We start from the raw sequence: 25,263 nt of genomic DNA on the forward strand, positions 1-25,263 counted from the left end.
CAGTTGTCTATGGTGAGCGGGTGAGCGAGCAGACAGCGCAAGAAGGCACCTCGCGCGGCGGCGCGGGGCAGGAGCGGCGCGTGGTCGTCGCCGGCGCGGGCATGGCCGGGGTGCAGACCGCCGTCGCCCTGCGGGAACAGGGCTTCAGGGGCTCCGTGACCCTCATCGGCGCCGAACCCCATCAGCCCTACGACCGGCCGCCGTTGTCCAAGGCCGTGCTGCTCGGCACGTCCGAGGGCTCCGCGTTCGACGTCGACTTCGACTCGCTCGACATCGAACTGCGGCTCGGCTGCGAGGCGCTGGGCGTGCGCACCGCCGACCACGAGCTGGACACCGAGACCGGACCCGTCCCGTACGACGTCCTGGTCCTCGCCACCGGCGCCGAACCGATCCGGCTGCCCGGCACCGAGGGCGTGCCCGGCGTGCACCTGCTGCGCACCCTGGACGACGCCGAGCGGCTGCGGCCCGTGCTCGATCGGCAGCACGACATCGTGGTCGTCGGCGCCGGCTGGATCGGCGCCGAGTTCGCCACCGCCGCCCGTGAGGCGGGCTGCGCGGTGACCGTCGTCGAGGCCGCCGACCGGCCGCTGGCCGGCGCGCTGCCCGCCGAGGTCGCCGCGCCGATGACCGCCTGGTACGCCGACAGCGGCACCGAACTGCGCACCCACGCGCGCGTGGAGCGCGTCGAGCCCGGCGCGGTCGTGCTCGCCGACGGATCGCGGCTGCCCGCGGGCGCCGTTGTGGTCGGCATCGGCGCGCGCCCCGCCACCGGCTGGCTGGCCGGCTCCGGCATCGAACTGGGCGCGCACGGCGAGGTCGTCGCCGACGACCACCTGCGCACCTCCGCCGAGGACGTGTACGCGGTCGGCGACTGCGCCTCGTTCCCCTCGGCCCGCTACGGCACCCGGCTGCTGGTCCACCACTGGGACAACGCCCTCCAGGGCCCGCGCACGGTCGCCGCGAACATCCTCGGCGAGCAGGCCGTGGTCTACGACCCGGTGCCGTACTTCTGGTCCGAGCAGTTCGGCCGGTTCGTCCAGTACGCGGGCCATCACGCCGCCGCCGACCGGATGGTCTGGCGCGGCGACCCGGCGGGCCCGGCCTGGTCGGTGTGCTGGCTGCGCGACGACCGCCTGGTCGCCCTGCTGGCAGTCGGCCGCCCCCGCGACCTGGCCCAGGGCCGCCGCCTGATCGAGGCAGGCCGCCGCATGGACCCACAGTCCCTCTCCGACCCGTCCCGCCCCCTGAAAAACGCCACCACCGACTGAACGACAACCCCGCCCAGCGGAGCACCCCAAAGGGCGGCGTGGACATGCGCGACGACGGTGCCGCGGTCGGTTGCCGGGTGGGGTGCGGGGAGCTGCGCGAGGGGCCACGGCGGCGGCGCGGATGGCTGCCGGGTGGGGTGCGGGGAACTGCGCGACCGGCCACGACGGTGCCGCGGACGGTTGCCGGCAAGGGCCGCGGGGAACGGCGCGCGGGGCCACGGCGGCGGCGCGGACGCTTGCCGGCAAGGGTCGCGCGGAACTGCGCGACCAGCGACGACGCCGACGCGGACGGCCGACGGCACATCGCGGCGACCCCAGCGGAGCGCCTACGCTAGGACCCGTGACCGAGATTGACGCAAAGATTGATGCTCTCGTCCCCGCCTGGCTCACCCTCCCCGACATCGCCGAAAAGCTCGACGTCGAGGTGACGCGCGTGCGGCAGCTGGTCAAGGAGGGCCAGCTCATCGCCGTACGCCGAGGTGAGAACCGGGCGCTGCACGTCCCCGCCGCCTTCATCGACGGGGACAAGGTCGTCAAGGGTCTGTCCGGGACCCTGACGCTCCTGCGGGACGACGGTTTCGCGGTCGAAGAGATGATCGAGTGGCTCTTCACCCCCGACCCGACCCTGCCCGGCACCCCCGCGCAGGCCCTGAGCGAGAATCGCGGTACGGAGGTGAAGCGCCGGGCCCAGGCGCTCGCCGTCTGAACCAACCGCACCCGGGGTGGCGTACCGGCCGCGGCCCGTACGCCACCCGCTCGCACGCCCACGGACACCGACCAGGGGGGACCCACGCATGTCCGACACCGCCCGCACCAGGTTCGCCGACGCCCGGCTCTACCTCTGCACGGACGCCCGCCGCCGGCAGGGCGACCTCGCCGAGTTCCTGGACACGGTCCTGGCCGGCGGTGTCGACATCGTGCAGTTGCGCGACAAGGGCATGGAGGCCGCCGAGGAGCTGGAGCACCTCGAGGTCTTCGCGGACGCCTGCGCCCGGCACGGCAAGCTGCTCGCGGTCAACGACCGGGCCGACGTCGCCCACGCGGCCCGCGCCGACGTGCTGCACCTGGGCCAGGGCGACCTCCCGGTGCCCGCGGCACGCGCGATCCTCGGCCCCGACGTCCTGATCGGCCGCTCCACGCACGCCGAGTCCGAGGCCGCCGCGGCCGCCGTCCAGGAGGGCGTGGACTACTTCTGCACCGGCCCCTGCTGGCCGACCCCGACCAAGCCGGGCCGCCACGCCCCCGGCCTCGACCTGGTCCGGTACACCGCCGCGCTGGGCACCGGGCGCCCCTGGTTCGCCATCGGCGGCATCGACCTGGGCAACCTCGACGACGTGCTGGACGCGGGCGCCCGCCGGGTGGTCGTGGTCCGCGCGATCACCGAGGCGGACGACCCGGGAGCCGCGGCGGCGGAGTTCACCAAGCGGCTGCGGCAGGCCTGACGGCCGCCCGGGGCCACCGAGAGCCACCGCGAGAGCCACCGTGAGGGCTGAGGCGAGGGCCCTTGCCGGGACCCGGCAGGGCCTCGTTTCCCGCGCCGTGTCCAGGTTTTTGTCCAAGGGGTGGACAGGAAGTCGACAATTCGGTCAAATCGCCGATGCCCGGTTGGGGGACCGCCCACCCCTGACTAACCTGCGGGTATGGCCCTCGGAACCGCATCCACCAGGACTGATCGCGCACGCACCGTGCGTGACATCCTCGCCGCCGGCAAGACGACGTACTCGTTCGAGTTCTACGCGCCGAAGACCCCCCAGGGCGAGCGGAACCTGTGGAACGCGCTGCGCCGGGTCGAGGCCATGGCCCCCGACTTCGTGTCCGTCACCTACGGTGCCGGTGGTTCCACGCGCGCCACCACGGTCAAGGAGACCCAGCAGATCGTCGTCGACACGACGCTCACACCGGTCGCCCACCTGACCGCCGTCGACCACTCCATCGCCGAACTGCGGAACATCATCGGCCAGTACGCGGACGCCGGTATCCGCAACATGCTCGCCGTGCGCGGCGACCCGCCCGGCGACCCGATGGGCGACTGGGTCCCGCACCCCCGCGGCCTGACCTACGCGGCCGAACTCGTCCGCCTCATCAAGGAGTCGGGCGACTTCTGCGTCGGCGTCGCCGCCTTCCCGGAGATGCACCCGCGCTCCACGGACTGGGACACCGACGTCGCGCACTTCGTGGACAAGTGCCGCGCGGGCGCCGACTACGCCATCACGCAGATGTTCTTCCAGCCGGAGTCGTACCTGAGGCTGCGCGACCGGGTGGAGGCGGCGGGCTGCGCGACCCCGGTCATCCCCGAGGTCCTGCCTGTCACCAGCGTGAAGATGCTGGAAAGACTCCCCCAACTCAGCAATGCGCTTTTCCCGCCCGCCCTGAAAGAGCGGATCCTCACAGCGAAGGACGACCCGTCGGCGGTACGCTCCATCGGTATCGAGTTCGCCACGGAGTTCTGTGCACGGTTGCTGTCCGAGGGAGTTCCCGGACTGCACTTCATCACGCTCAACAACTCCACGGCGACCTTGGAAATCTACGAGAACCTTGGCCTGCACCACCCTCCGCAGGCCTAGACCGGCCGCACCGCTATAGGACACACTGCGTAGCGGTCACTGGGAGAGGGGCGTACATGGGCTGGGCGGTCCTCTACATCGCGTTCGGCGTCGTCGCACTGTGGTTGCTCGGCGAGGTGCTGCTGCAGTACAAGGCTCGGCTGCGCTGGCGGCTGCTGGCGTTCGCCGGCTTCCTGGGTGTCGTGGTCGGTGTGCTGATGCCGTCCGTTGTCGTCATCGGCGTGGGCGCGATCGCCTTCGCGATCGGTCAGACCTACGTCACGCTGTCCTTCCGCCGCGGCTTCGCGGCGGGCTGGGCGGTCAAGCGCCCCGACGAGGAGACGGGCGAGCCCACCAAGCGCCGCCGCGGCAAGGCGGACCGTCAGGACCCGGCCCTCGAGGTCTCCGACATGGAGAACGGCGAGGCCGGCCCCGACGGTGACCACGACCGGCGCTACGACGACGGCTACGGCCACGACGGTTACGACCGCGACGGCTACGACCGCGACGACGTGTTCTCGCCGGCCGGCGGACCCGAGCCCGTCGCCGGGAACAGCACGGTCTACGAACCCCAGCCCCTGCCCGACGACACCGGCTCCTACGGTGTCTACGGTGACCAGCCCGTCGCCGCGGGCGCCGGACAGCCCCAGGGCGCCGGCCAGGCCTACGCCTACGACTACTCGGGCTACGAACAGCAGGGCTACGGCTACGACGCCGGCGGCCAGCAGGGTTACGCCAACTACTCCGACCCGTACATCGGCGCCCAGTCCTACGGCGGCACCTCGTACGACACCGGCTATGGCCAGCAGCAGTACGGCCAGCAGGGCTACGGGCAGGACGCGTACGGCACCGGCGGCTACGGCGAGACCCCGGCCGGGGGAGTCTGGGTCCCCCAGCAGCGCACCGACGAGAACTACGGCGGCGAGCTCCCGCAGGAGCAGCCGTACCCGTACCAGAACCCCACGCCGCAGCAGCCCGGCCCCGGGTACGACGAGCAGTACCGCTACTGAGCCCGCCCGCTCACTGGGAGCCGCGGAACTCCGGCCCCTCCACGATCAGTCCGGCCACCAGTGCGCCCGACATGCCGGCGTGGGGGAGGCCGCCGCCGGGGTGGGACCAGCCGCCCGCCCGGTACAGACCGGGCAGCCGCGTGGTGTTCGCCGGGTGCAGGAAACGGCCCTCGCCCGCGGCGAGCGAGGGAGCGGGCACGGCCCCGGAGCGGGCACCTGTCTCGCCCTCGATGTCCCCGGGGGTGCGCACCTCGTGCCACAACAGGCGCTCGCGCAGCCGGGGTACGGCGTGCCCGGCGGCGTCGAGGAGCAGGTCCGCGCAGCGCCGGACCGTGGCCTCCTCGTCCCAGCCGGCGTCGGCCGGCACCGCCGCGGACACCACCGCCGACTCGTGCGCGTCGTCCGGCCGCAGCGCAGGGTCGTCGGGGCGCAGCACGGTCACCGTGGGAGACGGGAGCTGGTCCCCGCCGGGTGAGGCCAGGAAGTCCAGCTCTTTCTCGCCGTCCGGCGCGTGCACGACCGTGCGGTGCGCGGCCCCGGCCTCGGGCCCGCCGCGCAGGGCCAGCAGCAGCGTGAACCGCCCGGCCCCGGGAGAGGCCTGCTCGGACCGGACGTCACCCTCCGCGTCCAGCGGACGTTCCGTCAGCGCCCGCAGCCGCGCCGGATCCACGTCCGCCACGACGTGGTCCGCCTCGGCGACGGTCCCTCCCCCGCTGCCGAAAGCCCGCGAGGTGCCCCCGGCCAGCTCCACGCCGGCCGCCCGGCCGTCCTTCTCCACGATCCGGGTGACCTCGGCGCCGAAGACGAACTCGACCTTCCGCTTCAGGCACCGCTCGTACACCGCGCGCGCGAGCTCCCGCATACCGCCGCGCACGTACCAGGCGCCGAAGGCGTGCTCCATGTACGGCAGCACGGCGGCGCTCGCCGGAGCGGTCCGGGGGTCGAGGCCGTAGGCGAGGGCGTGGCTGTGCAGCAGGGCTGTCAGGCGCTCGTCGCGCAGCTCCCAGTCGCCGACCTCGGCCAGCGTGCGCGCCCGGCGCGTGCGCAGCAGCCGCTTGTGCGGGACGGCCGGATAGGGCTCCTGCTGCGCCAGTACCTGCCAGTTCGGCCACAGGGGCTCCTCCAGCAGTGGCCGGCGGGTGCGGTCCCAGGCCTCGCGGGCCCGCACCAGGAAGTCGCCCCAGCGCCGGCCCGCCCCCGCGCCCAGGGCCTCGTCCAGGGCCGTGACGACACCCGCGTGCGAGGCGTTCGGCAGGGACACCGCGGTGCCGTCCGCGAAGACGTGCCGGGAGGCCGGGTCGACCTGGACCAGCTCGACCGTGTCCTCCAGGGACTCCTTGCCGGTCTTGATGAACAGATCGCGGTAGACGGCGGGCAGCGGCAGCAGTCCCGGGCCGGTGTCGAAGGCGAACCCGTCCCGCTCGAAGCGGCGCACCGCACCGCCGTACGTCTGCGTACGTTCGTACACCACCACCCGGTGGCCCGCGACGGCCAGCCGGGCAGCAGCCGCCATCGCGCCCATCCCGGCGCCGATCACCGCAATCCGTGCCATGCCTGCGACTTTATCGACCGGCACCGACAACGCCGACGGCGGCCGGTCAGCCCGGAGGTCCGGGCATCCGCGAGGCCAGCCGCCGCTCCTCCCGGCGCTGGGCCCGGCGCCGCAGAAAGCGCCGGATGCGGGAGACCAGGAACACCAGCACCACCAGTCCGCAGACCAGCAGCACACCCGCGACGACGGACGCCGCCACCGGATGGAACATCGCGAACGAGACGACGGCGCCCACCCCGAGATCCTCGGCGAGGCTCAGGACGAAGTTGCTGAACGGCTCCGGCGAGCTGTTGACCGCCATGCGCGTCCCGGCCTTGACGGTGTGGCTGGCCAGCGCCGTCGAACCGCCGATCAGCCCGGCCGCCACGTCCGACAGCGACCCGCTGTGCCCGGCGAGCAGCGCCCCGACCCAGGCGCCCGCGAGTGGCCGGACCACCGTGTGCACGGAGTCCCACAGCGAGTCGACGTACGGGATCTTGTCGGCGACCGCCTCGCACAGGAAGAGCACGCCGGCCGCGATCAGCACCTCGGGCCGCTGCAGCGTCTGCGGGATGTCGTCGCTGACTCCCGTCACGCCGAAGAGGCCGAGCAGCAGCACCACCGCGTAGGCGTTGATGCCGCTGGCCCAGCCGCTGGTGAAGACCAGGGGGAGTACGGACACGGAGGCGATCGTAGCCAGGCGGCGCGCCCGCGTCCTGGGCACGCGCGCGGACGACTGAGTACCTGTACCTAGGCGCCGAGATGAGTACCCGCGCGGATGGGCCCGGACCTGCGGGAACGGGAGAGTGGAGACACGGCAAGGGGGCGCGGCCCGGCACCGCCGACACGGGGCGGCGGAACGGTGCCCGCCCGCCGGCCGCTCCTTCCGCCGACCCGTCGGCGGAAGCGAGGCACGGGGGACCCGGGGCAGACCACCACGGGGGACCATCGGGGGAATGCCCGTACAGGAAGCACGGGGGAAGTACGGGAGACAGGTACGGGGGAGGGAGGAGGCGCCGGTCCGCGTGCGGGCCGGCGCCTCCTTCATGCCCGGCGCCGCTCTGCCCCGCTCATGCCCGGCGTTGCCGTGCCGCGCTCAGCCCTTGCCGCTCACGCGTCCCTGAAGCAGCCGGGACAGGGCCGCGTGGACGTCGTCGAGGGAGCGCTCCGGCTGGAAGGACTTCCAGTCCAGGGCGGCCACCAGGACCATGCCGACCAGTGCGGCCGCCGTCAGTTGGACGTCGATCTCCTCGCTGAACTCGCCGGCCTCGACGCCGTCCCGCAGCACCCCCTCGACGACGGCCACGGCCTCCTGCCGGACCACCATCAGGGTCGACTGCCAGGCGCGGTTGGTGCGCCACAGCTCCGCCACGTACAGCTGGGTGAAGGCGGGGTAGCGGTCGATGAAGACCAGGCCCGCGCGGACCATGGCGTCCAGCGCGTCCACCTTGCCGCCGCCCTCGGCCGCGGTCCGCTCGGCCGCCTCCCTGAGGGAGGCGGTGAGCAGGCCCACGCCGTGCCGCAGCAGCTCCTCGAAGAGGACCGACTTGCTCGCGAAGTTGTAGTAGACCGTGCCCTTCGCGACCCCGGCCCGCTCCGCGATCTCGTCCACCGTGGTGGCGGAGAAGCCCTGCTCGGCGATGAGGGTGACGGCCGCCTCGTAGAGCTTCTGCCGGGTGGCCTCACGGCGCGTGCTGCCGCCGGACGTGGCGCTGCTGCTTTCCATGGACCCGATTCTCACAGGTACGCGCGTGTGCCGGGACTCCTTGGAGATCACAGGCTCAGCTCGGGGTGCAGCCGGTCCAGCGTCCACACCTGGCGGCGCCGGGCCGCCAGCGCGGTGAGGGCGAGAGCACCCGCGGTGAACGCAGCCAGGACGCCGCAGGCCTGCCACACCGGTCCCAGTCCGCCGCCCGTGATCAGCCGGCGCAGGGCGTCCACGATGTGGCTCATCGGCAGGAACGGGTGGATCGCGTTGAAGAAGCCCGGACTGGTCTGCACCGGATACGTGCCGCCCGCCGACGTCAGCTGGAGCATCAGCAGCGCGAGGACGAGGATCCGGCCCGCCGCGCCGAAGCGGGCGTTCAGCCACTGCACGATGGCCGCGAAGCACGCCGTGACCAGGAACAGGAAACCGACCGTGCCGGCCGCCCGCGCCATCTGGAGGCCGATTCCCCAGTGCAGGACGGACATCAGGGCCAGTGTCTGCAGCACGCCCACCGCGACCACCGGCAGCCAGCCGGCCAGCGCGATCCGCCACGCGGACGAACCGGCCGCCAGGGCACGCCGGTTGAGCGGCGGGATCAGCATGTAGGCGACCATCGCGCCCACCCACAGGGACAGCGGGATGAAGTACGGGGCGAACCCGGTGCCGTAGTTGGGCGCCTTGTGCAGGTCGTGGGAGGCCAGTTGGACCGGGTCGGCCATGACGCCGGTCCGCCGGTCGCGGTCCCGCTTGTCGTAGTCGGGGATCTTCGCGGCGCCGTCGTGCAGGCCGCCGGCCAGCTTCCCGGAGCCGTCGACCAGCTTGTAGATGCCGCCGTTGAGGGTCTCGGCGCCGGACTCGGCCGTACCGAGCCCCTGGTCCAGCTTGACCGCTCCGGTGTCGGCGGTGCCGAGGCCGGCGTGCAGCTTCTTGGCGCCCGCGGCGACCTCGGCCGCGCCGTCGTTCAGCTTGTTGATCTTCTTGACGGCGTCGTTCACGTCCTTGTGGAGGTGCGGCGCGCGCTCGGCGAGGGCGCTGGCCTGCTTCCGCAGTGTGCCGAGGTTGTCCCGCATCGTCTTCAGGTCGCCGTTCTGGTCGGCGATCAGGGCATTGAGGTCGTCGGCGACGGTGGCCACGTCGGCGGCCGCCTGCTTGGCCCGCTTCAGGTCCGGGCAGGCCGGGTCGGGAATCGGCAGGGTTTCGCAGCGGGCCTTGTAGACCTCGGTCAGGACGGTGGAGGAGGCGTGGGCCGTCTTGGCGGCGCCGGGCGCGAGCTTCACCATGACGTCGAGGTTGTCCTCGACCGTCTGCGCCGAGTCGGCGACCAGGCGGGCCGTGTCCCCGATGGTCTTCTGGTTGTCCTCGAGGAACGGGCCTGCCTTCGCGTAGGCGCCGTTGACGCTGTCGGCGAGCGTCTGGGTGCCGTCCGCGACCTGCTGCGAGCCGTCCTCCAGGTCGGCCGCGCCCTTGTCGAGCTTCTTCAGGCCCTTGGAGAGCTTGCCGCTGCCCTTCTTGGCATCCTTCAGGCCGTCGGCGAGGTCCTTGGATCCCTTCTCCGCCTTGCCGATGCCGCCCTTGAGCCGGTCGGCCCCCTGGGCGGCCGTGACGGTCTTGTCGTGGATGGAGGAGAAGGAGACGAAGATCTTGTCCAGGAACGTGCGGGACGCCTTGGTGGACGCGGCCGAGCGGACCTCGCTGAAGACCGTCCGCGAGATCTGGCCCACGATGTAGTTGTTCGCGTCGTTCGTACGCACCTGGAGCGCGCCGGTCTGCGGGGAGCCGCCCGAACTGGAGGCGATGCGCGTGCTGAAGTCGGCGGGCATCGTCAAGGAGAGGTAGTAGGTGCCGTCCTCGACGCCCCGGCGGGCCTCGGCGTCGCTCACCTCGTGCCACTCGAAGGTCCGGCTGTCGCGCAGCCCGTCGACGATGTCGTCGCCGGCCGTGACCTTCTTCCCGCCGGCGATCGCCCCCTTGTCGTCGTTCACCAGGGCGACCGGGATGCGGTCCAGGCGGCCGTACGGGTCCCAGAAGGACCACAGGTACAGGGCGCCGTAGAGCAGGGGCAGCACGAGCAGCGCGACCAGGGCGGCGCGCGGCAGCCTGCCCCGCCCGAAACGCTTCAGCTCAAGGGCGGCGAGCCGGGGCGAGCGCATCGTCCTCCTCCTTGCGGTCCTCGTGATCCGTCTCGTCGTTCTGGTCCGTCTGGTCCGTCTGGGGCTTCTGGTCCTTCTGGCCGTTCCGGTCGCTGGGCGCGTCGGCCTGGCCGGGGATCCGGTCGTCGCGCCCGGTGCGGACGACGACGCAGTCCTCGGGGGCGGTGCGGCACACGGCCACGACCGTCGTCCCCGCGCGCGTGAGGGATCGCAGCAGGTCCCAGACCTCGGCGCGCTCGGAGTCCGAGAGCTTCAGATCCGTGTCGTCGACCGCGATCAGCCGGGGCCGGCCGACGAGGGCCAGCGCGATCGACAGGCGCAGCGCCTCCAGCCGCTCCAGGTCCCGTACGGCCGTGCGGGAGCCCTTGGGGAGCGTCTCCACCTCGAGTCCGGCGGCGGCCAGAGCCGCGTCGGCGCGCAGCCGGGCCTCGTGAACGCGGTGGGCGCCGGGCCGCAGCACCTCGCGCAGGGAGTCGCCGAACCGGCGTTGCAGCAGGGCCCGTTCGCGCAAGTGCTCGCCGACGGTCAGGGCCGGCTCCAGGTCGGTCACTCCGGGCACGTTGGCCACGGCGCCGATCCGGCGTACGGCCGCCATCTGCCGGGGGAGCCGGAACCCGCCCACGGCGGCCGCGCCCTCGGTGGGCTTCATCCGCCCGGTGAGTGCGAGCAGCAGAGATGTACGGCCGGAGCCGGACGGTCCCTCGATCGCGATCAACGCGCCGGGCTCCGCCGCGAAGGACACATCACGGAAGGCCCACCCCCGCGGCCCCTTGAGCCCGAGGCCCGTGGCCGTCATGTCCACGCCATTCATTGCCCCGCCCCTCCACCAATTTGAACTGACTGGTCAGTTCAAAAGTATCCACCGAACTGTCGATCGAAGCAAAAGCCCAGGTCAGAACGGATTGTCAGTGGCATACCTCACGATGGGCACATACGGCACCTGTGCCGTCACCCAGACGACAGGAGGTTCGTCATGGCCAACCCGTCCGCAGCCGCCGCCCGCCGGCGCCGCGCCACCGGCCCTGCCCCCTCACTGCCCGGCCCGGCGAGCGACGTGCACCCCGTGCGACGCCGGACCACGGCCCCGCCCGCAGCCCTCGACCTGCTCGCCCAGGCCCGCGCCGGACTGGACGAGGCCGCCGTCCTGGTAACACCGAACGAGCGCTATGCGACGGCCCACCTGGCCGCCCTGCGCACCGCCGCCGCCGTGCTCGCCGCCCGCGGCCGTCCCGAGACCTCGCCACGCCGCCGGGCGCGCATCCGCAGCGCCTGGGAGGTGCTCCCCGAGATCGCACCCGAACTGACCGAATGGAGCGCCCTGTTCGCCTCCGGCGCCGCCCGCCGGGCCCGCGCCGAGGCGGGCATCCCGGGCGCGGCCGGCCGGCGGGACGCCGACGACCTCATACGCGACGTCGCGATGTTCCTCCGCCTCGTCGAGCGGATGCTGGTGCTCCAGCCCGTCCTTCCCCAGCCCCGCCAGGACGGCGCCGCCGGCGGCGCCGCCGGACCGGACGGCCCGAGAGCCCGGGACGAACTCCCGGACGCGGGCTGACCCTCCCCGTCTCCGCCCCGCCCTGCCTGGTCCCGCCCTCGCCCCGCCTCGCGCGCGGCCCGATCCGTCCGCCGTGCGAGACGCATCCGGTCCCGCACCGGCGCGGTGACCAGGTACGGCGGTGGAGGCAATAGGGTGGAGACGCCTGCAGCCTTCCCACCTCCCGGTTCCGGGCCGGGGAGGCATCCCGTTCGCGCCGCCGGGCAACAGGCGGTGCCGCGCCGAGGAGTCAACTGTCGTGTCGGACCCGATGCGCCCGCCCGTCGCCCGCCCCCACCCTCAATCGGCGTCGCTGCGCTCCGACCCCCTTCGTCCTCGTGCCTCGCTCCGTACCGCCGTGGTCTGGGAGGTCCTCCAGGACGCCCTCGACCGCCGGGTCAAGGCCACCGGGCGGGAGGCGCTGGACGTGCTCGACACCGGAGGCGGCAGCGGCAACTTCGCGGTGCCCGTCGCCCGCCTCGGCCACCGCGTCACCGTCGTCGACCCCAGCCCGAACGCGCTGTTCGCGCTGGAGCGCCGCGCCGCCGAGGCCGGCGTGGCCGACCGGGTCAAGGGCGTCCAGGGCGACGCCCACGGCCTGTTCGACGTGGTCGAGCGCGGCGGCTACGACGCCGTGCTGTGCCACGGCGTCCTGGAATACCTCGACGACCCCGCCGAGGGCGTGCGCAACGTGGTCGCCGCGCTGCGCTCCGAGGGCGTGCTCAGCCTGCTCGCCGCCGGACTCGGCGGTGCCGTGCTCGCCCGGGCCCTCGCCGGCCACTTCACCGAGGCCAAGCAGGCCCTGGAGGACCCCGACGGGCGCTGGGGCGCCGGCGACCCGGTCCCGCACCGCTTCACCGCCGGGCAACTCACCGCGCTGGTCGAGGGCGCGGGCCTGAAGGCCGGTGCCGTCCACGGCGTGCGGGTCTTCGCCGACCTCGTGCCCGGCGTCCTGGTGGACACCGAGCCGGGCGCCCTCGACGCCCTCCTGAAGCTGGAGGCCGCCGCGGCTGAGCTGCCGGCGTTCCACTCCGTCGCCACCCAGATCCATGTGCTCGGTGAGACGCGGGGGGCCGCGGAGGCCTGAGCGGCCCCCCGAGACCCGCCGCTGATCAGGGGCTTGGCAGCAGATGGAGTACGCCACAAGCCCCCCGAACGAGGGGTTTGCGCCGTATGATCGAGGTACACCACCCGGCATGACGGGTCGGCCGCCGGGGAATGGAAGTCTCAGCGAGCCGGGACGGCCATGACGGATTCCGGTTGGCCAATTGGCGTAGAGGGGCGGGTTTCACGGGGGCGATTCCCTGCCTATCCTGAAGGGACCCCCCAGGTCGCCCCGGCGACTGCACGATGAGGAGGACTCCGTGCCGCTCTCGGAGCACGAGCAGCGCATGCTCGAGCAAATGGAGCGAGCGCTGTACGCCGAAGATCCGAAGTTCGCGTCAGCGCTTGAGGGAAACGGGCTGCGGACGTACACCCGGCGGCGGGTCTACCAGGCGGCCGCGGGTTTCCTTGTCGGTATCGCGCTCCTCATGACCGGTATGGCCCTGCAGCAGATCTGGGTCAGTGTGGTCGGCTTCCTCGTCATGCTCGGCTGTGCCGTACTCGCCGTCACGGGCTGGCGCAAGGCGCCCAAGCCGGGTGAACAGCCCGCGGGGCCGGCTCGCGGCCAGGCACGGCAGAAGCGTTCGATGATGGACCGGATCGAGCAGCGCTGGCAGCGCCGCCGGGACGAACAGGGTCACTGACCGGGCGCCGCTCCGCGCCCGCGCGGACGACGGCAGTCGGACCGACGACATCAGACATCCATGAGGGGTGACCACCGGCCGGTGGTCACCCCTCATACGTACGTCCCGCACGCCTCCCGCCCGTCCCGGTCCGGCGGTACACCGGTCCCGCCGGGTGCCTTCGACCTACGGCCGCCGGGTGTCACAGCCCACCGGCGGCCGGGCGCACGGCCCAGCCGCCGTGACAGTGACAGGCTCAGCCCTGCTGTCCCGACGGTCTCCGCAGTGTCGGCCGGGCCCGTGCCGCGCGGGTCCTGAGGGCTGCCCACCGGACCGACACCGCCCACAGCACCCGTACCGCCGAGCGCGGTGCGAACAGCGCCCGCAGCCGGGTCCGCCGGCCCACCGCGCCGTGCAGCGCGGTGACGACCCGGCGCACGTCCTCGGCCAGACCCGCCACCGGACGCGGCTCGGGCGCGTACAGCACCTGCTCCAGCGCCTGCGCCACCCGGTGCACCGCGGCCCCGGCCGCCGGATCGAGATGCCCGAGGTCGACGATGCGGGCCGCCGCCTTGCGCGGGGTCTGCGACTCGTCAGGCACGATGCCCACGTCCCAGGCGCTGTCGGTCAGCTCCTGCCAGGCCGCCAGGGTGTGCGCCGCCGCGCCCTCCCCGGTCCGGTCGTGTCCGCCCAGCCGCACGGACCGCACTCTGGCCCGCCACAGCATCGGCGACAGCGGGACCGCGAGGACGACCAGCGCTCCGAGCCCGATCAGCAGGGCCCACAGCCCGCCCGGCGTACCGCCGCCACTGTGCGGCACCGGTGCCGCGGACGGGCTGTCGCACATGTCCAGCCGGCGCAGCCGGCCCGTGCAGCCGTCGCTCGGCGAGGGCTCCGCCGAGGGCGCCGCGCTCGACCCGTGGGACGGCAGCGTCTCGTCCGGTACCGAGTTGCCGGGGGTGTCCGGCTGGGTGTACGCGGGCGCGGTGCCGCGGGTCGGCGTCGGCTCGAAGCGGGTCCAGCCCACGCCCTCGAAATACAGCTCGGGCCAGGCATGGGCGTCCTTCAGGCTCACCGACACCGAACCGTCCCCCTGCGGGGTGCCGGGCGCGAAGCCCACCGCGACCCGGGCCGGGATGCCCAGCGTGCGTGCCATCGCGGCCATCGCGAACGAGAAGTGGATGCAGAAGCCCTGCTTCTTCTCCAGGAACTTCGCGATGGCGTCGGGGCCGCGGCCCACCTGGACCTGGGTGTCGTACTGGAAGCCGCCGTCGACGGCGAAGTAGTCCTGGAGCTTGACCGCCTCCTCGTAGTGGTTCGCCGAACCGGAGGTGACCTCCCTGGCGGTGCGGGCCACCACCTCGGGCAGGCTGGACGGCACCTTGGTGTATTCGCGCCTCAGGGCGGCCGACGGCTCCGGGGCGGTGGCCAGCTGCTGCGGACTGGGCTGTACGTCCAGGCTGGTGACCACGTAGCGACGGCCGTGCGTGTTCTGGCCGCGGTCGCCCACGAGCGTCATGCCGACGGGCTCGTACCGCCAGTTGCCACCGATCTTCACGTCGGCCGGCGGGTACGGCATCGGCAGCCAGTCCTGCACGTACCAGTCGGCCGCCGTGATCGTCGTGCTCACGAAGGTGCGCCGGACGTCCGCGTCCAGGCCCGCGGGCGTGGGGAGGACGTCAGGCACGCTGACGACATCGCGCCGGGACGCCTTCCAGGTGGTGCCGTCGAAGTCGTCCAGGGAGACGATCCGCACGTACATGTCCGACAGGTTGTTCGCCGTGGTCCGCAGGGACAGCACCTGCCGGTCGTTGTCCACGTTCAGGCTGTCGCGCAACGACACCAGAAGGTTGACCGCGGAGGGCCCGCCACCGGGCCCGTCACCCGGGCCGATGCCCGTCCCCGTCTTCTCCAGCAGGCCGCCCTGCATCGCGGGCAGGGCGAGCGGCACCATCAGGGCGACGCCGAGGGCGACCGCACCGATCCGGCGTCCGGTGCGCACCGGGGCCACCGCGCCACCCTCCGGGGCGCCCGGTGCGCGGGGTGCGCCGCCGAAGACGCGGCCCCACTGCGCCAGCCGGTCCCGGCCCTCGGCGAGCAGCAGCATCAGATAGCCGGCCGCCGCCACCAGGAACCACAGCCAGTCGGCGCCGCCGTCGGCCAGCCCGGCGGCCACCGAGTACAGCGCCAGCAGCGGCAGCCCCGCCGGGGCCGCGCTGCGGAAGGTCACCGCGACGGTGTCGACCAGCAGATGGATGACCAGGACACCGCCGATCAGCATCAGCTTGATGCCGTCGGTGAGTGGTGCCGGTATCGCGTACCGGTTGACGTCGTCCGAGCCCTGCTGCAACAGGTCGCCGAAGTGCCGCAGCGCGTCCGGGCCCGGGAGCAACCCGATGACGGCCTGCTCGCGGGCGAAGAACAGCGTCAGCAGCATCAGGGTGACCAGGGCCTGGGCCGCCACGGTCAGCGGCCGTGCCAGCGGCACCCGTCGGGCCACCGCGCCCACGCCCGTCTGGACGGCCACCAGCAGGATCGACTGGATCAGCCAGGTGGGCTGGACGACCAGGGGCAGCAGCGCGCACGAGGCCATCAGCGTCGCCGCGGCGGCGCACAGCGCCAGACGTGCCCGCCCGCTCATCGCAGAGCCTTTCCGGTCATCCCCGTGCCTCCCCGCCCAGCGCGGCCAGACCCGAACGCTCCCGGTCCGCCTGCCGCCACAGTTCGTCCAGCGAGGCGCCGCGCGGCACGCCGATCGCCGTCCAGCCGGCCTCGCGCAGTATGCGCAGCCGCTCCTCGTGCGTGCCGCCCGCGGGCGGCACATCGGTCGCCTCCCGTGCCCAGGTGCCGGGATCCAGCACGAAGGCGACCGCGCCGCCGCTGCGCTGGCGCATCTTGGCCGCCACGGTGGCCTGCTCCTCGTCGAGATCGCCCAGGAAGGCGACCAGCAGCCCCTCGTTCCCGCCGCGCAGCACGTCGTAGGAGCGGGACAGGCCCGTGCCGTCGGAGTGGTCGATCACCGCGAGTGTGTCCATCATCAGCCCGGCCGCGTCCGCGGTGTCCGGGCCGGAGCCCGCGAACCCGTCGAAGCCCTCGCCGGGCACCGCGCTGCCACTGTCCGTCAGCATGCGCACCGAGAAGCCGCGTTCGAGCATGTGCACCAGGACCGAGGCGGTACCGGAGACGGCCCACTCGAAGGCGGAGTCGGGACCCGCGCCCTCGTAGGCGATGCCCCGGGTGTCCAGCAGCACCGTGCATCGGGAGCGGCGGGGCTGTTCCTCGCGGCGCACCATCAGCTCGCCGTAGCGCGCCGTGGACCGCCAGTGGACCCGGCGCAGGTCGTCGCCGTGGCGGTAGCCGCGCGGGATCACGTCGTCGTCGCCGGCCAGGGCGAGCGAGCGCTGCCGCCCGTCGCCGTAGCCCTTGGCCTCGCCGCTGAAGCGGACCGGGGACAGCGGCTGTACGCGCGGGATGACCGTCAGGGTGTCGTACGCCGAGAAGGAGCGGGTCAGTTCGCACATCCCGAACGGGTCGCCCAGCCGCAGCTGGAGCGGGCCGAGCGGATAGCGGCCGCGCAGGTCCGAGCGGACCCGGTAGGACACCTCGCGGCGGCCGCCCGGCTCGACCCGGTCCAGCACGAACCGGGGCCGGGGCCCGAGGACGTAGGGCACCCGGTCCTGGAGCATCAGCAGGCCGGTGGGCAGCCGGGAGACGTTGTCCATCCGCAGGTGGACCCGGGCCTCGCTGCCGGCGGGCACGCGCGCGGGGGAGAGACGGCGGCTTCCGGCCACCTGGTAGCGGGTGCGGTAGAGCACGGCGGCGCAGATCAGGGGCAGCACGGCGAGCAGCAGGCCGACCCGCAGCAGGTCGCTCTGGCCCAGTACGTAGGCGCAGACGGCGGCGGCGATCCCGGCGGCCAGGAAGGAACGGCCGCGCGTGGTGAGCACGGCCAGGGCGGTGCGGACACCGCTCGCCTCTCCCTGGTCGGCCTCCGGCCCTCCCGTCCCCCCGGCGCTCATCACAGACCCCGCGGGGGCTGCTGGGGATAGGCCGGCACGCCCCGGCCGAGCCCGCCCAGGCCGTTCTGCTGCGGGGCCTGGGGCACCGGGGTGCGCTGAAGGATCTCCAGCACGACCTGTTCGGCGGTGCGGCGGTTGAGCTGGGCCTGGGCGGTGGGCAGCAACCGGTGGGCGAGGACGGCGACGGCGAGCGCCTGGACGTCGTCCGGCAGCGCGTACTCCCGGCCACCGAGGGCGGCCGCGGCCTTGGCCGCGCGCAGCAGGTGCAGCGTCGCGCGCGGGGACGCGCCGAGTCTGAGGTCGGGGTGGTTACGGGTGGCCGAGACCAGCTCGACCGCGTACCGCCGGACCGCCTCCGAGACGTGCACCCCGCGCACCGCCTCGATCAGCTTCACGATCTCGTGCGCGTGCGCCACCGGCTGGAGGTCCTCCAGCGGGCTGACCCCGCCGTGGACGTCGAGCATCTGCAGCTCGGCCTCCACGCTCGGGTAGCCCACGGAGACCCGGGCCATGAAGCGGTCGCGCTGGGCCTCGGGCAGCGGGTAGGTGCCCTCCATCTCGACCGGGTTCTGGGTGGCCACCACCATGAAGGGGCTGGGCAGTTCGTAGGTCTGCCCGTCGATGGTGACCTGCCGCTCCTCCAGGGACTCCAGCAGCGCGGACTGGGTCTTGGGCGAGGCGCGGTTGATCTCGTCGCCGATCACGATCTGCGCGAAGATGGCGCCCGGCTTGAACTCGAAGTCCCGGCGCTGCTGGTCCCAGATGGACACACCGGTGATGTCCGAGGGCAGCAGGTCGGGCGTGAACTGGATGCGCCGCACCGAGCAGTCGATGGACCGCGCCAGCGCCTTGGCGAGCATCGTCTTGCCCACACCGGGGACATCCTCGATCAACAGGTGTCCCTCGGCGAGCAGTACGGTCAGCGCGAGCCGTACGACCTCGGGCTTGCCCTCGATCACGCCCTCCACCGAACCGCGGATGCGTTCCGCGGTACCGGTCAGTTCAGTGAGGCTCGCACGATCGTCATAGGTCGTCACCCGGCCCTCCTCGGCCCGTTATTGCTCGGGCCGACGCTCTGTGACGCGAAACCGGCCCACCCCGAAACACGGGCACCACGCGGAAAAAGTTCCGCGCGACGCCACACCCCGCATTCTTGCCGCCGTTACCGATTCGTGTCACTCGCCTGTGGACAACTGCCCGCAGGATGTCGGTGTTACGGCCATTTCGACTGCGTTTTCGATGCCGTGTTGTGGAGTTGTTTCCGGGCGGGCCGTCGGGGCAGGACCTCGTGCCGGTGCGCGAGCGGGTCCTCGCGCAGGGTCCGGCCGCCGGGGTCTCAGGCCGGGTCGACTTCGCGCAGCAGGCCGTCGCGCACGTCGAAGACGAAGCCGCGCACGTCGTCGGTGTGCAGCAGGAACGGCGAGGTGCGCACGCGCTGCATGGACTGCCGTACGTCCTGGTCGACGTCCCGGAAGGACTCCACCGCCCACGCCGGGCGCTGGCCGACCTCCATCTCCAGTTCGTGCCGGAAGTCCTCGGTGAGGGACTCCAGACCGCATCCGGTGTGGTGGATCAGCACCACACTGCGGGTGCCGAGCGCCCGCTGGCTGATGGTCAGGGAACGGATCACGTCGTCGGTGACGACGCCACCGGCGTTGCGGATGGTGTGACAGTCGCCCAGTTCGAGGCCGAGCGCGGCGTGCAGGTCGAGTCGGGCGTCCATACAGGCCACGACGGCGACATGCAGGACGGGGCGAGCGTCCATACCGGGGTCGGTGAAGGCGGAGGCGTACCGCTGATTGGCGTCGACCAGTCGGTCCGTCACGGTGCCGCCGCGCGTTATGGCGCCTTCGGAACCAGTGGGGGCTGCTGCGGAAGTCGTCATGGTGAAGACGTTACTGGTCACCTTCGTGCTCGGCCTGCTGTGAGTCCGAACAAAGAACGTCATCATGGCTTGTTGTGAGCTAACCCACACGAAGGGCAAACCTGGGCCGGACGGGTGAATCCCTTCGAATTGCGGCTCCGGCCGGTATGCGGTACGCGACGCGCAGGCCGGTTGATTGACCGCGAGACAGGGTGGACTAAAGTGACGCGAAGCGGGAGGCGTGGCTCTCCCTGCTGGTGAAACCCACGGAGACCCCGGCACCCGCCCGGACCGTCTCCCCGCGTGCGCGGCGCGTACGTACGGCTCGGCCTCCTCCCGCTCCCGGTCGGCTGACGCTTTTGGCGCCGGCAGGCCTCCCCTTCACCGGGGGCACCCCCAGCGTCGGCTGGGGGAGGGCGGGGGCCCGGCGGTGCGTACGGCCCGCTCTGTACTGAGAGGCCCCCTTGAGCCAGAGTCGACACGTCCCGGTGATGCTCCAGCGGTGTCTGGACCTGCTGGCGCCCGCGTTGCGGCGCCCGGGAGCGGTGGTCGTCGACTGCACCCTCGGCCTCGGCGGGCACAGCGAGGCGCTGCTGACGCAGTTCCCCGAGGCGCGGCTCGTCGCCCTCGACCGGGACAAGGAGGCGCTGCGCCTTTCGGGCGAGCGGCTCGCCCCCTTCGGTGACCGCGCCACCCTCGTGCACGCCGTCTACGACGAGCTGCCCGAGGTGCTGGACCGGCTCGGCGTCCCGCGCGTGCAGGGCGTGCTGTTCGACCTCGGGGTCTCCTCCATGCAGCTGGACGAGGCCGACCGCGGCTTCGCCTACGCCCAGGACGCCCCCCTGGACATGCGCATGGACCAGACGGCCGGGATCAGCGCGGCCGAGGTCCTCAACACCTACCCGGCCGGCGAGCTGGTGCGGATCCTGCGCGCGTACGGCGAGGAGAAGCAGGCCAAGCGCATCGTCTCCGCCATCGTCCGCGAGCGCGAGAAGGAGCCGTTCACCAACAGTGCGCGGCTCGTCGAGCTGATCCGGGACGCCCTGCCGCAGGCGGCCAAGCGCACCGGCGGCAACCCGGCCAAGCGCACCTTCCAGGCGCTGCGCATCGAGGTGAACGGCGAGCTGTCCGTCCTGGAGCGGGCGATCCCGGCGGCGGTGAAGGCCCTCGACGTCGGCGGCCGCATCGCCGTGCTGTCGTACCACTCGCTCGAGGACCGGCTGGTGAAGCAGGTCTTCGCCGCCGGCGCCGCGAACACCGCCCCGCCCGGGCTGCCCGTCGTGCCCGAGCAGTACCAGCCCCGGCTCAAGCTGCTCACGCGCGGTGCCGAACTTCCCACCGAGGAAGAGATCGCCGAGAACCGCCGGGCCGCCCCGGCCAGGCTGCGCGGTGCCGAGCGGATCAGGGAGGACGCCGAGTGAGCGGACGGGGTCGGCCCGGTTTCCGGACCCTCCGGGGGGCCGTCGAGATCCGCCGGAGGGCCTGTGAGTAGGAAACCCGAACTGAGGGGGAGGGCGGCCCGGCTCGCGCGGCTCTTCCCGGCCGGCCGCGCCCGGGCGGCCCGCACCCCGTTCGTGTTCCTCGTCGTCCTGCTCCTCGGCGGCGGCCTCATCGGGCTGCTGGTGCTGAACTCCGCGCTCAGCGAAGGCTCGTTCCAACTCGACGACCTGCAGAAGCGGACGAAGAACCTCACCGACGAGGAGCAGGCCCTCCAGCGGGACATCGACGCCTACTCGTCCCCCGACGCCCTCCAGCGACGCGCCCGCGAACTCGGCATGGTCCCCGGCGGCGACCCCGCCTTCCTCGGCCCCGGCGGCACCGTCAAGGGCGTACCGAGCGCCGCCCCCAGGTCCGCCAGGCTCACCGAGCCGCTCGCGCCCGAGGCCATGACCCCGGGCGCGAGCCCCGCCACGAGCCCCTCGACGGTCCCGTCCGCCCCGTCCCCACCATCCGCCCCGTCCCCACCGGCCGCCTCGTACTCCCCGGGCGCGCGGTCCGCCCCGCTCGCGGGGGTGGCCTCCTCCGCCCCCTCCGCCGGAGCGTCCGCCGCCCCCACGGCCGCCCTCTCGGCGCCGGTCACCGCCCCGGGCACGGCGGCACCCTCGCTGTCCACCCTCCAGCACGCCCCCACCCCGACCCCCGGCAGGTGACGGAAGTGTCCGACAGGGAACCGCCGCGCCGCCGCGTGCCAGGGCCCGCCCAGCCGTCCCGGAATTCCCGGCCCCGCCCGGACCGGGGCCCGGAGCGGGGAGGGGCCCCGCGCCCGCGGGGCGCCGTGCGCCGTCAGCCCGCGCCGGGTGCGCGTCCCGCGCGCCGCCCGGCCGGTGCCCGGCCCCCGGTTCCGCCCGTCCTGCGGCTCGGCAGCCCCCGGCCCCGGCTGCGCCTGGTCAGCCTGGCGTTCACGCTGGTCCTGATCGCCTTCGTCGTCCGGCTGCTCCAGGTGCAGGCGGTGGACGCGAGCACGTACACCGCGAAGGCCGAACAGAACCGGTACGTCGTGCACACCCTCGCCGCCGAACGCGGTGGCATCACCGACCGCAACGGTGTGGCCCTCGCCGTCAGCGAGGACGCCTACGACATCACGGCCGACCCCGTGATGTTCGGCAGCAAGCAGCTGAAGGTCGGCGACGGCCCCGAGCAGGCCGCCGCGCTCCTCGCCCCGATCCTCGGCCAGGACCAGGCCACGATCGTCCGAAAGCTCAGGCCCGAGAACAAGGAGTCGCGCTACGCCAAGCTCGCCTCCCGGCAGACCCCGCAGGTCTGGAAGCAGATCAAGGACCTGAAGGCCGCGCTCGCCAAGAAGGCCGAGACCGACCGCACCGCCGTCAACGTGCTCGCCGGCGTCTTCGCCGACCCCAGCAGCCAGCGCGTGTACCCGGGCGGCGACCTCGCCGCCGGGATACTGGGCTGGGTCAACTCCGAGGGCAAGGGCGGCGGCGGCATCGAGCAGTCGCTGAACAAGCTGCTGGCCGGCAAGGACGGCAAGATCCGCTACGCCCAGTCCGGCGGCCGCGAGGTACCCACCGCGGGTTCGGCCGAGACGCCCGCCGTGTCCGGCTCCGACGTCGAGCTGACCATCGACCGCGACATCCAGTGGGCCGCGCAGAACGCCATCAGCCAGCAGGTGAGGAAGTCCAAGGCCGACCGCGGCTACGTCATCGTCCAGGACACCCGCACCGGTCAGATCCTGGCCATGGCCAACTCGCCCGGCTTCGACCCGAACGACCTGACGAAGGCCCGCTCCGAGGCCATGGGCAACGCGGCCCTGCAGGACGCCTACGAGCCCGGCTCGACCGCCAAGGTCATGTCGATGGCGGCCGTGCTGGAGCAGAACGCGGCCACCCCGCTCACCCACGTCGTCGTACCGAACCGGCTGCACCGCGGCGACCGGCTCTTCCAGGACGACGTCGACCACAACACCTGGCACCTCACCCTCAACGGCGTGCTCGCCAGGTCCAGCAACATCGGCACGATCCTCGCCACCGGCCAGCTCGGCAAGACCCAGCCCGAGGCCAACAAGGTCCTCTACTCCTACCTGCGCAAGTTCGGCATCGGCGGCTACACCGGGCTCGGCTTCCCCGGCGAGACCCCGGGCATCCTCGCGCCCGCCGCGAAGTGGTCCACGTCGCAGCAGTACACGATCCCTTTCGGCCAGGGTTTCTCCATCAACGCCATGCAGGCCGCCTCCGTGTACTCGACGATCGCCAACGGCGGCGTCCGCGTCGAGCCGACCCTGGTGCGCGGCACCGAGGGCGCCGACGGCCGCTTCACCCCCGTGCCGCAGCCCCACAAGACCCGCGTGGTCAGCGAGAAGACGGCCCGGACCCTCGCCCAGATGCTGGAGTCCGTCGTGGACGACGAGCAGGGCACCGGCATCAAGGCCCGCATCCCGGGCTACCGGGTCGCGGGCAAGACTGGCACGGCCAACCGTGTGGATCCGGCCACCGGCCGCTACCACGGCTACACCTCGTCCTTCGCCGGATTCGCACCCGCGGACAACCCCCGTGTCACCGTCTACTGCGCCATCCAGAACGCCACGTCCGGCAACTACTACGGCGGCCAGATCTGCGGTCCGATCTACAAGCAGGTGATGGAGTTCGCCCTGAAGACCCTCCAGGTGCCGCCGACCGGCGCGAAGGCCGCGAACCTGCCCGTCGACTACAAACCCTGATCAGCCCCCGGAAAGACCCAGGTACGAACTCGTGACAACGATCACCCCGAACCCCGGGAACCAGGGCACCACGAGCCCCTCTCCCGCCCGTCTCCCGCCACCATCCGTGCCGGACCGCGCTGCGCGCGGGCCCCTTTTTAGCTCCGGGGCGCGTGCGCCCGGTACGCTCACCGCCGTGCCACACGCTGATCAGTACCAAATCACCCAGAAGGGCGTTTCCGTGACATACCCGGGGCCGCCGCGACCGGTTCAGACCTCCGCCACACCCCTTGCGGAGCTGGCCGATCAGCTGGGTACCGCCGCGCCGGAGGGCGCCGCCGAGGTCACGGGGATCACCCACGACTCGCGCGCCGTCCGCCCCGGTGACCTGTACGCCGCCCTCCCGGGCGCCCGCCTGCACGGCGCCGACTTCGTCACCCAGGCCGCCGGCCTCGGCGCGGCCGCCGTGCTCACCGATCCGACGGGCGCCGAGCGGGCCGCCGCGACCGGACTGCCGGTCCTGGTCGTCGACGACCCGCGCGCGCGGATGGGGGAGCTGGCGGCGACGATCTACGGCCGCCCCGGCCAGGACCTGCTCCAGATCGGCATCACCGGCACCTCGGGCAAGACCACCACCGCCTACCTGGTGGAGGGCGGCCTGAAGACCACCCGCGCCACCGGTCTCGTCGGCACCGTCGAGATGCGCATCGGCGAGGAGCGCATCAAGTCCGAGCGCACCACCCCCGAAGCCACCGACCTCCAGGCCCTGTTCGCCGTCATGCGCGAGCGTGGCGTCGAGGCGGTCGCCATGGAGGTCTCCAGTCACGCGCTGGTCCTCGGCCGGGTCGACGGCTGCGTCTTCGACATCGCCGTCTTCACCAACCTCAGCCCGGAGCACATGGAGTTCCACTCCGACATGGAGGACTACTACCGGGCCAAGGCGGCGCTGTTCACCCCGAAACGCAGCAAACTCGGCGTGCTCAACGCCGACGACGAGTACGGCCGTCGGCTCGCGAAGGAGGCGACCGTCCCGGTCGTCACCTTCTCCGCCGAGGGCCACCCCGACGCCGACTGGCGCGCCGAGGACGTGAACATCGGCCCCATGGGCTCGACGTTCACCGCCGTCGGCCCCGGCGGCGAGCGAGTCCGGGCCAAGTCGCCGCTGCCGGGCCCCTTCAACGTGGCGAACACCCTCGCCGCCCTCGTCGCCCTCGCCGCGGCCGGCCTCGACCCGCAGGAGGCCGCAGATGGCATCGCCGCCGTACCGGGCGTCCCGGGCCGCCTGGAGCGCGTGGACGCCGGGCAGCCCTACCTCGCGGTCGTCGACTACGCGCACAAGACCGACGCGGTCGAGTCGGTGCTCAAGGCGCTGCGCAAGGTCACCAAGGGCCACCTGCACGTCGTCCTCGGCTGCGGCGGCGACCGGGACAGGACCAAGCGCGCCCCGATGGGCGCCGCCGCGGCCCGGCTCGCCGACACGGCCGTACTGACCTCCGACAACCCCCGCTCCGAAGACCCCCTCGCGATCCTCGCGGCCATGCTCCAGGGCGCGGCCTCCGTGCCCGCGCACGAGCGTGGCGAGGTACTCCTCTTCGAGGACCGGGCCGCGGCCATCGCGGCCGCCGTGGGCCGCGCCGGACCAGGCGACACCGTGCTGGTCGCCGGCAAGGGTCACGAGCAGGGCCAGGACATCGCCGGCGCGGTCCGTCCCTTCGACGACCGCCAGGTGCTTCGCGAAGCTATCCAGCAGACCCAGGGATGA

At 72.9% G+C, this 25,263-nt stretch carries 21 protein-coding genes; 12 read left to right on the top strand and 9 right to left on the bottom strand.

Translation table 11 applies throughout. The features are described from left to right. Window positions 1–20: 20 nt before the first annotated feature. The 5 genes from ACWD5D_RS15255 (at window position 21) to ACWD5D_RS15275 (ending at window position 4,821) form a co-directional block, all read left to right on the top strand. Complete coding sequence (locus ACWD5D_RS15255; RefSeq protein WP_451373152.1) at window positions 21–1,268, top strand: NAD(P)/FAD-dependent oxidoreductase; 1,248 nt, start codon at window positions 21–23, stop codon at window positions 1,266–1,268. A 340-nt stretch (window positions 1,269–1,608) separates the two neighbouring features. Further along, window positions 1,609–1,974, top strand: a complete 366-nt coding sequence (locus ACWD5D_RS15260; RefSeq protein ID WP_451373153.1) for an Rv2175c family DNA-binding protein — start codon at window positions 1,609–1,611, stop codon at window positions 1,972–1,974. Window positions 1,975–2,062: 88 nt separating this feature from the next. Beyond that, window positions 2,063–2,710 carry a thiamine phosphate synthase gene (gene thiE, locus ACWD5D_RS15265; RefSeq protein WP_451373154.1) on the top strand — a complete coding sequence of 216 codons (648 nt, stop codon included), beginning with the start codon at window positions 2,063–2,065 and terminating at the stop codon, window positions 2,708–2,710. Window positions 2,711–2,908: 198 nt separating this feature from the next. Then, entirely contained in the window at window positions 2,909–3,832 is a 924-nt protein-coding gene (gene metF, locus ACWD5D_RS15270) for a methylenetetrahydrofolate reductase [NAD(P)H] (RefSeq protein ID WP_451373155.1), read from the top strand. Between the two features lie 56 nt (window positions 3,833–3,888). Further along, window positions 3,889–4,821 carry an SCO2102 family sporulation regulator gene (locus ACWD5D_RS15275; RefSeq protein ID WP_451373156.1) on the top strand — a complete coding sequence of 311 codons (933 nt, stop codon included), beginning with the start codon at window positions 3,889–3,891 and terminating at the stop codon, window positions 4,819–4,821. 10 nt (window positions 4,822–4,831) lie between these two features. Here ACWD5D_RS15275 and ACWD5D_RS15280 read toward each other — a convergent pair whose 3' ends face one another. The 5 genes from ACWD5D_RS15280 to ACWD5D_RS15300 all read right to left on the bottom strand — a co-directional run bounded on the left by ACWD5D_RS15280 (window position 4,832) and on the right by ACWD5D_RS15300 (window position 11,021). Beyond that, complete coding sequence (locus tag ACWD5D_RS15280; protein ID WP_451373157.1) at window positions 4,832–6,373, bottom strand: phytoene desaturase family protein; 1,542 nt, start codon at window positions 6,371–6,373, stop codon at window positions 4,832–4,834. A gap of 46 nt (window positions 6,374–6,419) precedes the next feature. Then, window positions 6,420–7,034: a DUF4126 domain-containing protein gene (locus ACWD5D_RS15285; RefSeq protein WP_451373158.1), complete on the bottom strand. Its 615-nt coding sequence runs from the start codon at window positions 7,032–7,034 to the stop codon at window positions 6,420–6,422. 414 nt (window positions 7,035–7,448) lie between these two features. Next, complete coding sequence (locus ACWD5D_RS15290; protein WP_451373159.1) at window positions 7,449–8,078, bottom strand: TetR/AcrR family transcriptional regulator; 630 nt, start codon at window positions 8,076–8,078, stop codon at window positions 7,449–7,451. A gap of 47 nt (window positions 8,079–8,125) precedes the next feature. Beyond that, on the bottom strand, window positions 8,126–10,210 hold the full coding sequence (locus tag ACWD5D_RS15295; protein ID WP_451373160.1) for a YhgE/Pip family protein: 2,085 nt from the start codon (window positions 10,208–10,210) through the stop codon (window positions 8,126–8,128). Continuing rightward, a complete protein-coding gene (locus ACWD5D_RS15300; RefSeq protein WP_451373161.1) occupies window positions 10,182–11,021 on the bottom strand; it encodes an ATP-binding cassette domain-containing protein in 840 nt (279 codons plus the stop codon). The genes ACWD5D_RS15295 and ACWD5D_RS15300 overlap by 29 nt, the downstream gene beginning before the upstream one ends. 162 nt (window positions 11,022–11,183) lie before the next feature. Here ACWD5D_RS15300 and ACWD5D_RS15305 point away from each other — a divergent pair, with 162 nt between their 5' ends. The 3 genes from ACWD5D_RS15305 (at window position 11,184) to ACWD5D_RS15315 (ending at window position 13,489) form a co-directional block, all read left to right on the top strand. Continuing rightward, complete coding sequence (locus ACWD5D_RS15305; RefSeq protein WP_451373162.1) at window positions 11,184–11,762, top strand: SAV_6107 family HEPN domain-containing protein; 579 nt, start codon at window positions 11,184–11,186, stop codon at window positions 11,760–11,762. Window positions 11,763–12,000: 238 nt separating this feature from the next. Then, window positions 12,001–12,828 (top strand): class I SAM-dependent methyltransferase, encoded by an 828-nt coding sequence (locus ACWD5D_RS15310; protein WP_451373163.1) that lies wholly within the window; start codon window positions 12,001–12,003, stop codon window positions 12,826–12,828. A gap of 277 nt (window positions 12,829–13,105) precedes the next feature. After that, window positions 13,106–13,489 carry a DUF3040 domain-containing protein gene (locus ACWD5D_RS15315; protein WP_451373164.1) on the top strand — a complete coding sequence of 128 codons (384 nt, stop codon included), beginning with the start codon at window positions 13,106–13,108 and terminating at the stop codon, window positions 13,487–13,489. A 235-nt stretch (window positions 13,490–13,724) separates the two neighbouring features. On the opposite strand, the gene ACWD5D_RS15320 is transcribed toward ACWD5D_RS15315, so the two are convergent. The 4 genes from ACWD5D_RS15320 to ACWD5D_RS15335 form a co-directional block, all read right to left on the bottom strand. Then, entirely contained in the window at window positions 13,725–16,109 is a 2,385-nt protein-coding gene (locus ACWD5D_RS15320) for a transglutaminase TgpA family protein (protein WP_451373165.1), read from the bottom strand. Window positions 16,110–16,125: 16 nt separating this feature from the next. Continuing rightward, the gene (locus tag ACWD5D_RS15325) at window positions 16,126–17,487 is read right to left on the bottom strand and encodes a DUF58 domain-containing protein (RefSeq protein WP_451373166.1); all 1,362 of its coding nucleotides are present in this window, start codon (window positions 17,485–17,487) and stop codon (window positions 16,126–16,128) included. After that, window positions 17,487–18,524, bottom strand: coding sequence for an AAA family ATPase (locus ACWD5D_RS15330; protein WP_451373167.1), 1,038 nt, complete (start codon window positions 18,522–18,524; stop codon window positions 17,487–17,489). Before ACWD5D_RS15330 ends, ACWD5D_RS15325 begins: the two co-directional genes overlap by 1 nt. 299 nt (window positions 18,525–18,823) lie before the next feature. Continuing rightward, complete coding sequence (locus ACWD5D_RS15335) at window positions 18,824–19,372, bottom strand: beta-class carbonic anhydrase (RefSeq protein WP_451373168.1); 549 nt, start codon at window positions 19,370–19,372, stop codon at window positions 18,824–18,826. A gap of 443 nt (window positions 19,373–19,815) precedes the next feature. Between ACWD5D_RS15335 and rsmH the strand changes: the two genes are divergently transcribed. The 4 genes from rsmH to ACWD5D_RS15355 all read left to right on the top strand — a co-directional run bounded on the left by rsmH (window position 19,816) and on the right by ACWD5D_RS15355 (window position 25,263). Beyond that, window positions 19,816–20,772 carry a 16S rRNA (cytosine(1402)-N(4))-methyltransferase RsmH gene (gene rsmH, locus ACWD5D_RS15340; RefSeq protein ID WP_451373169.1) on the top strand — a complete coding sequence of 319 codons (957 nt, stop codon included), beginning with the start codon at window positions 19,816–19,818 and terminating at the stop codon, window positions 20,770–20,772. A 63-nt stretch (window positions 20,773–20,835) separates the two neighbouring features. After that, window positions 20,836–21,501, top strand: coding sequence for an FtsB family cell division protein (locus ACWD5D_RS15345; protein WP_451373170.1), 666 nt, complete (start codon window positions 20,836–20,838; stop codon window positions 21,499–21,501). Window positions 21,502–21,506: 5 nt separating this feature from the next. Continuing rightward, window positions 21,507–23,522 (top strand): penicillin-binding transpeptidase domain-containing protein, encoded by a 2,016-nt coding sequence (locus ACWD5D_RS15350; protein ID WP_451373171.1) that lies wholly within the window; start codon window positions 21,507–21,509, stop codon window positions 23,520–23,522. 220 nt (window positions 23,523–23,742) lie between these two features. Further along, window positions 23,743–25,263, top strand: a complete 1,521-nt coding sequence (locus ACWD5D_RS15355) for a UDP-N-acetylmuramoyl-L-alanyl-D-glutamate--2,6-diaminopimelate ligase (protein ID WP_451373172.1) — start codon at window positions 23,743–23,745, stop codon at window positions 25,261–25,263.

It is taken from the genome of Streptomyces sp. NPDC002520 (assembly GCF_053595235.1).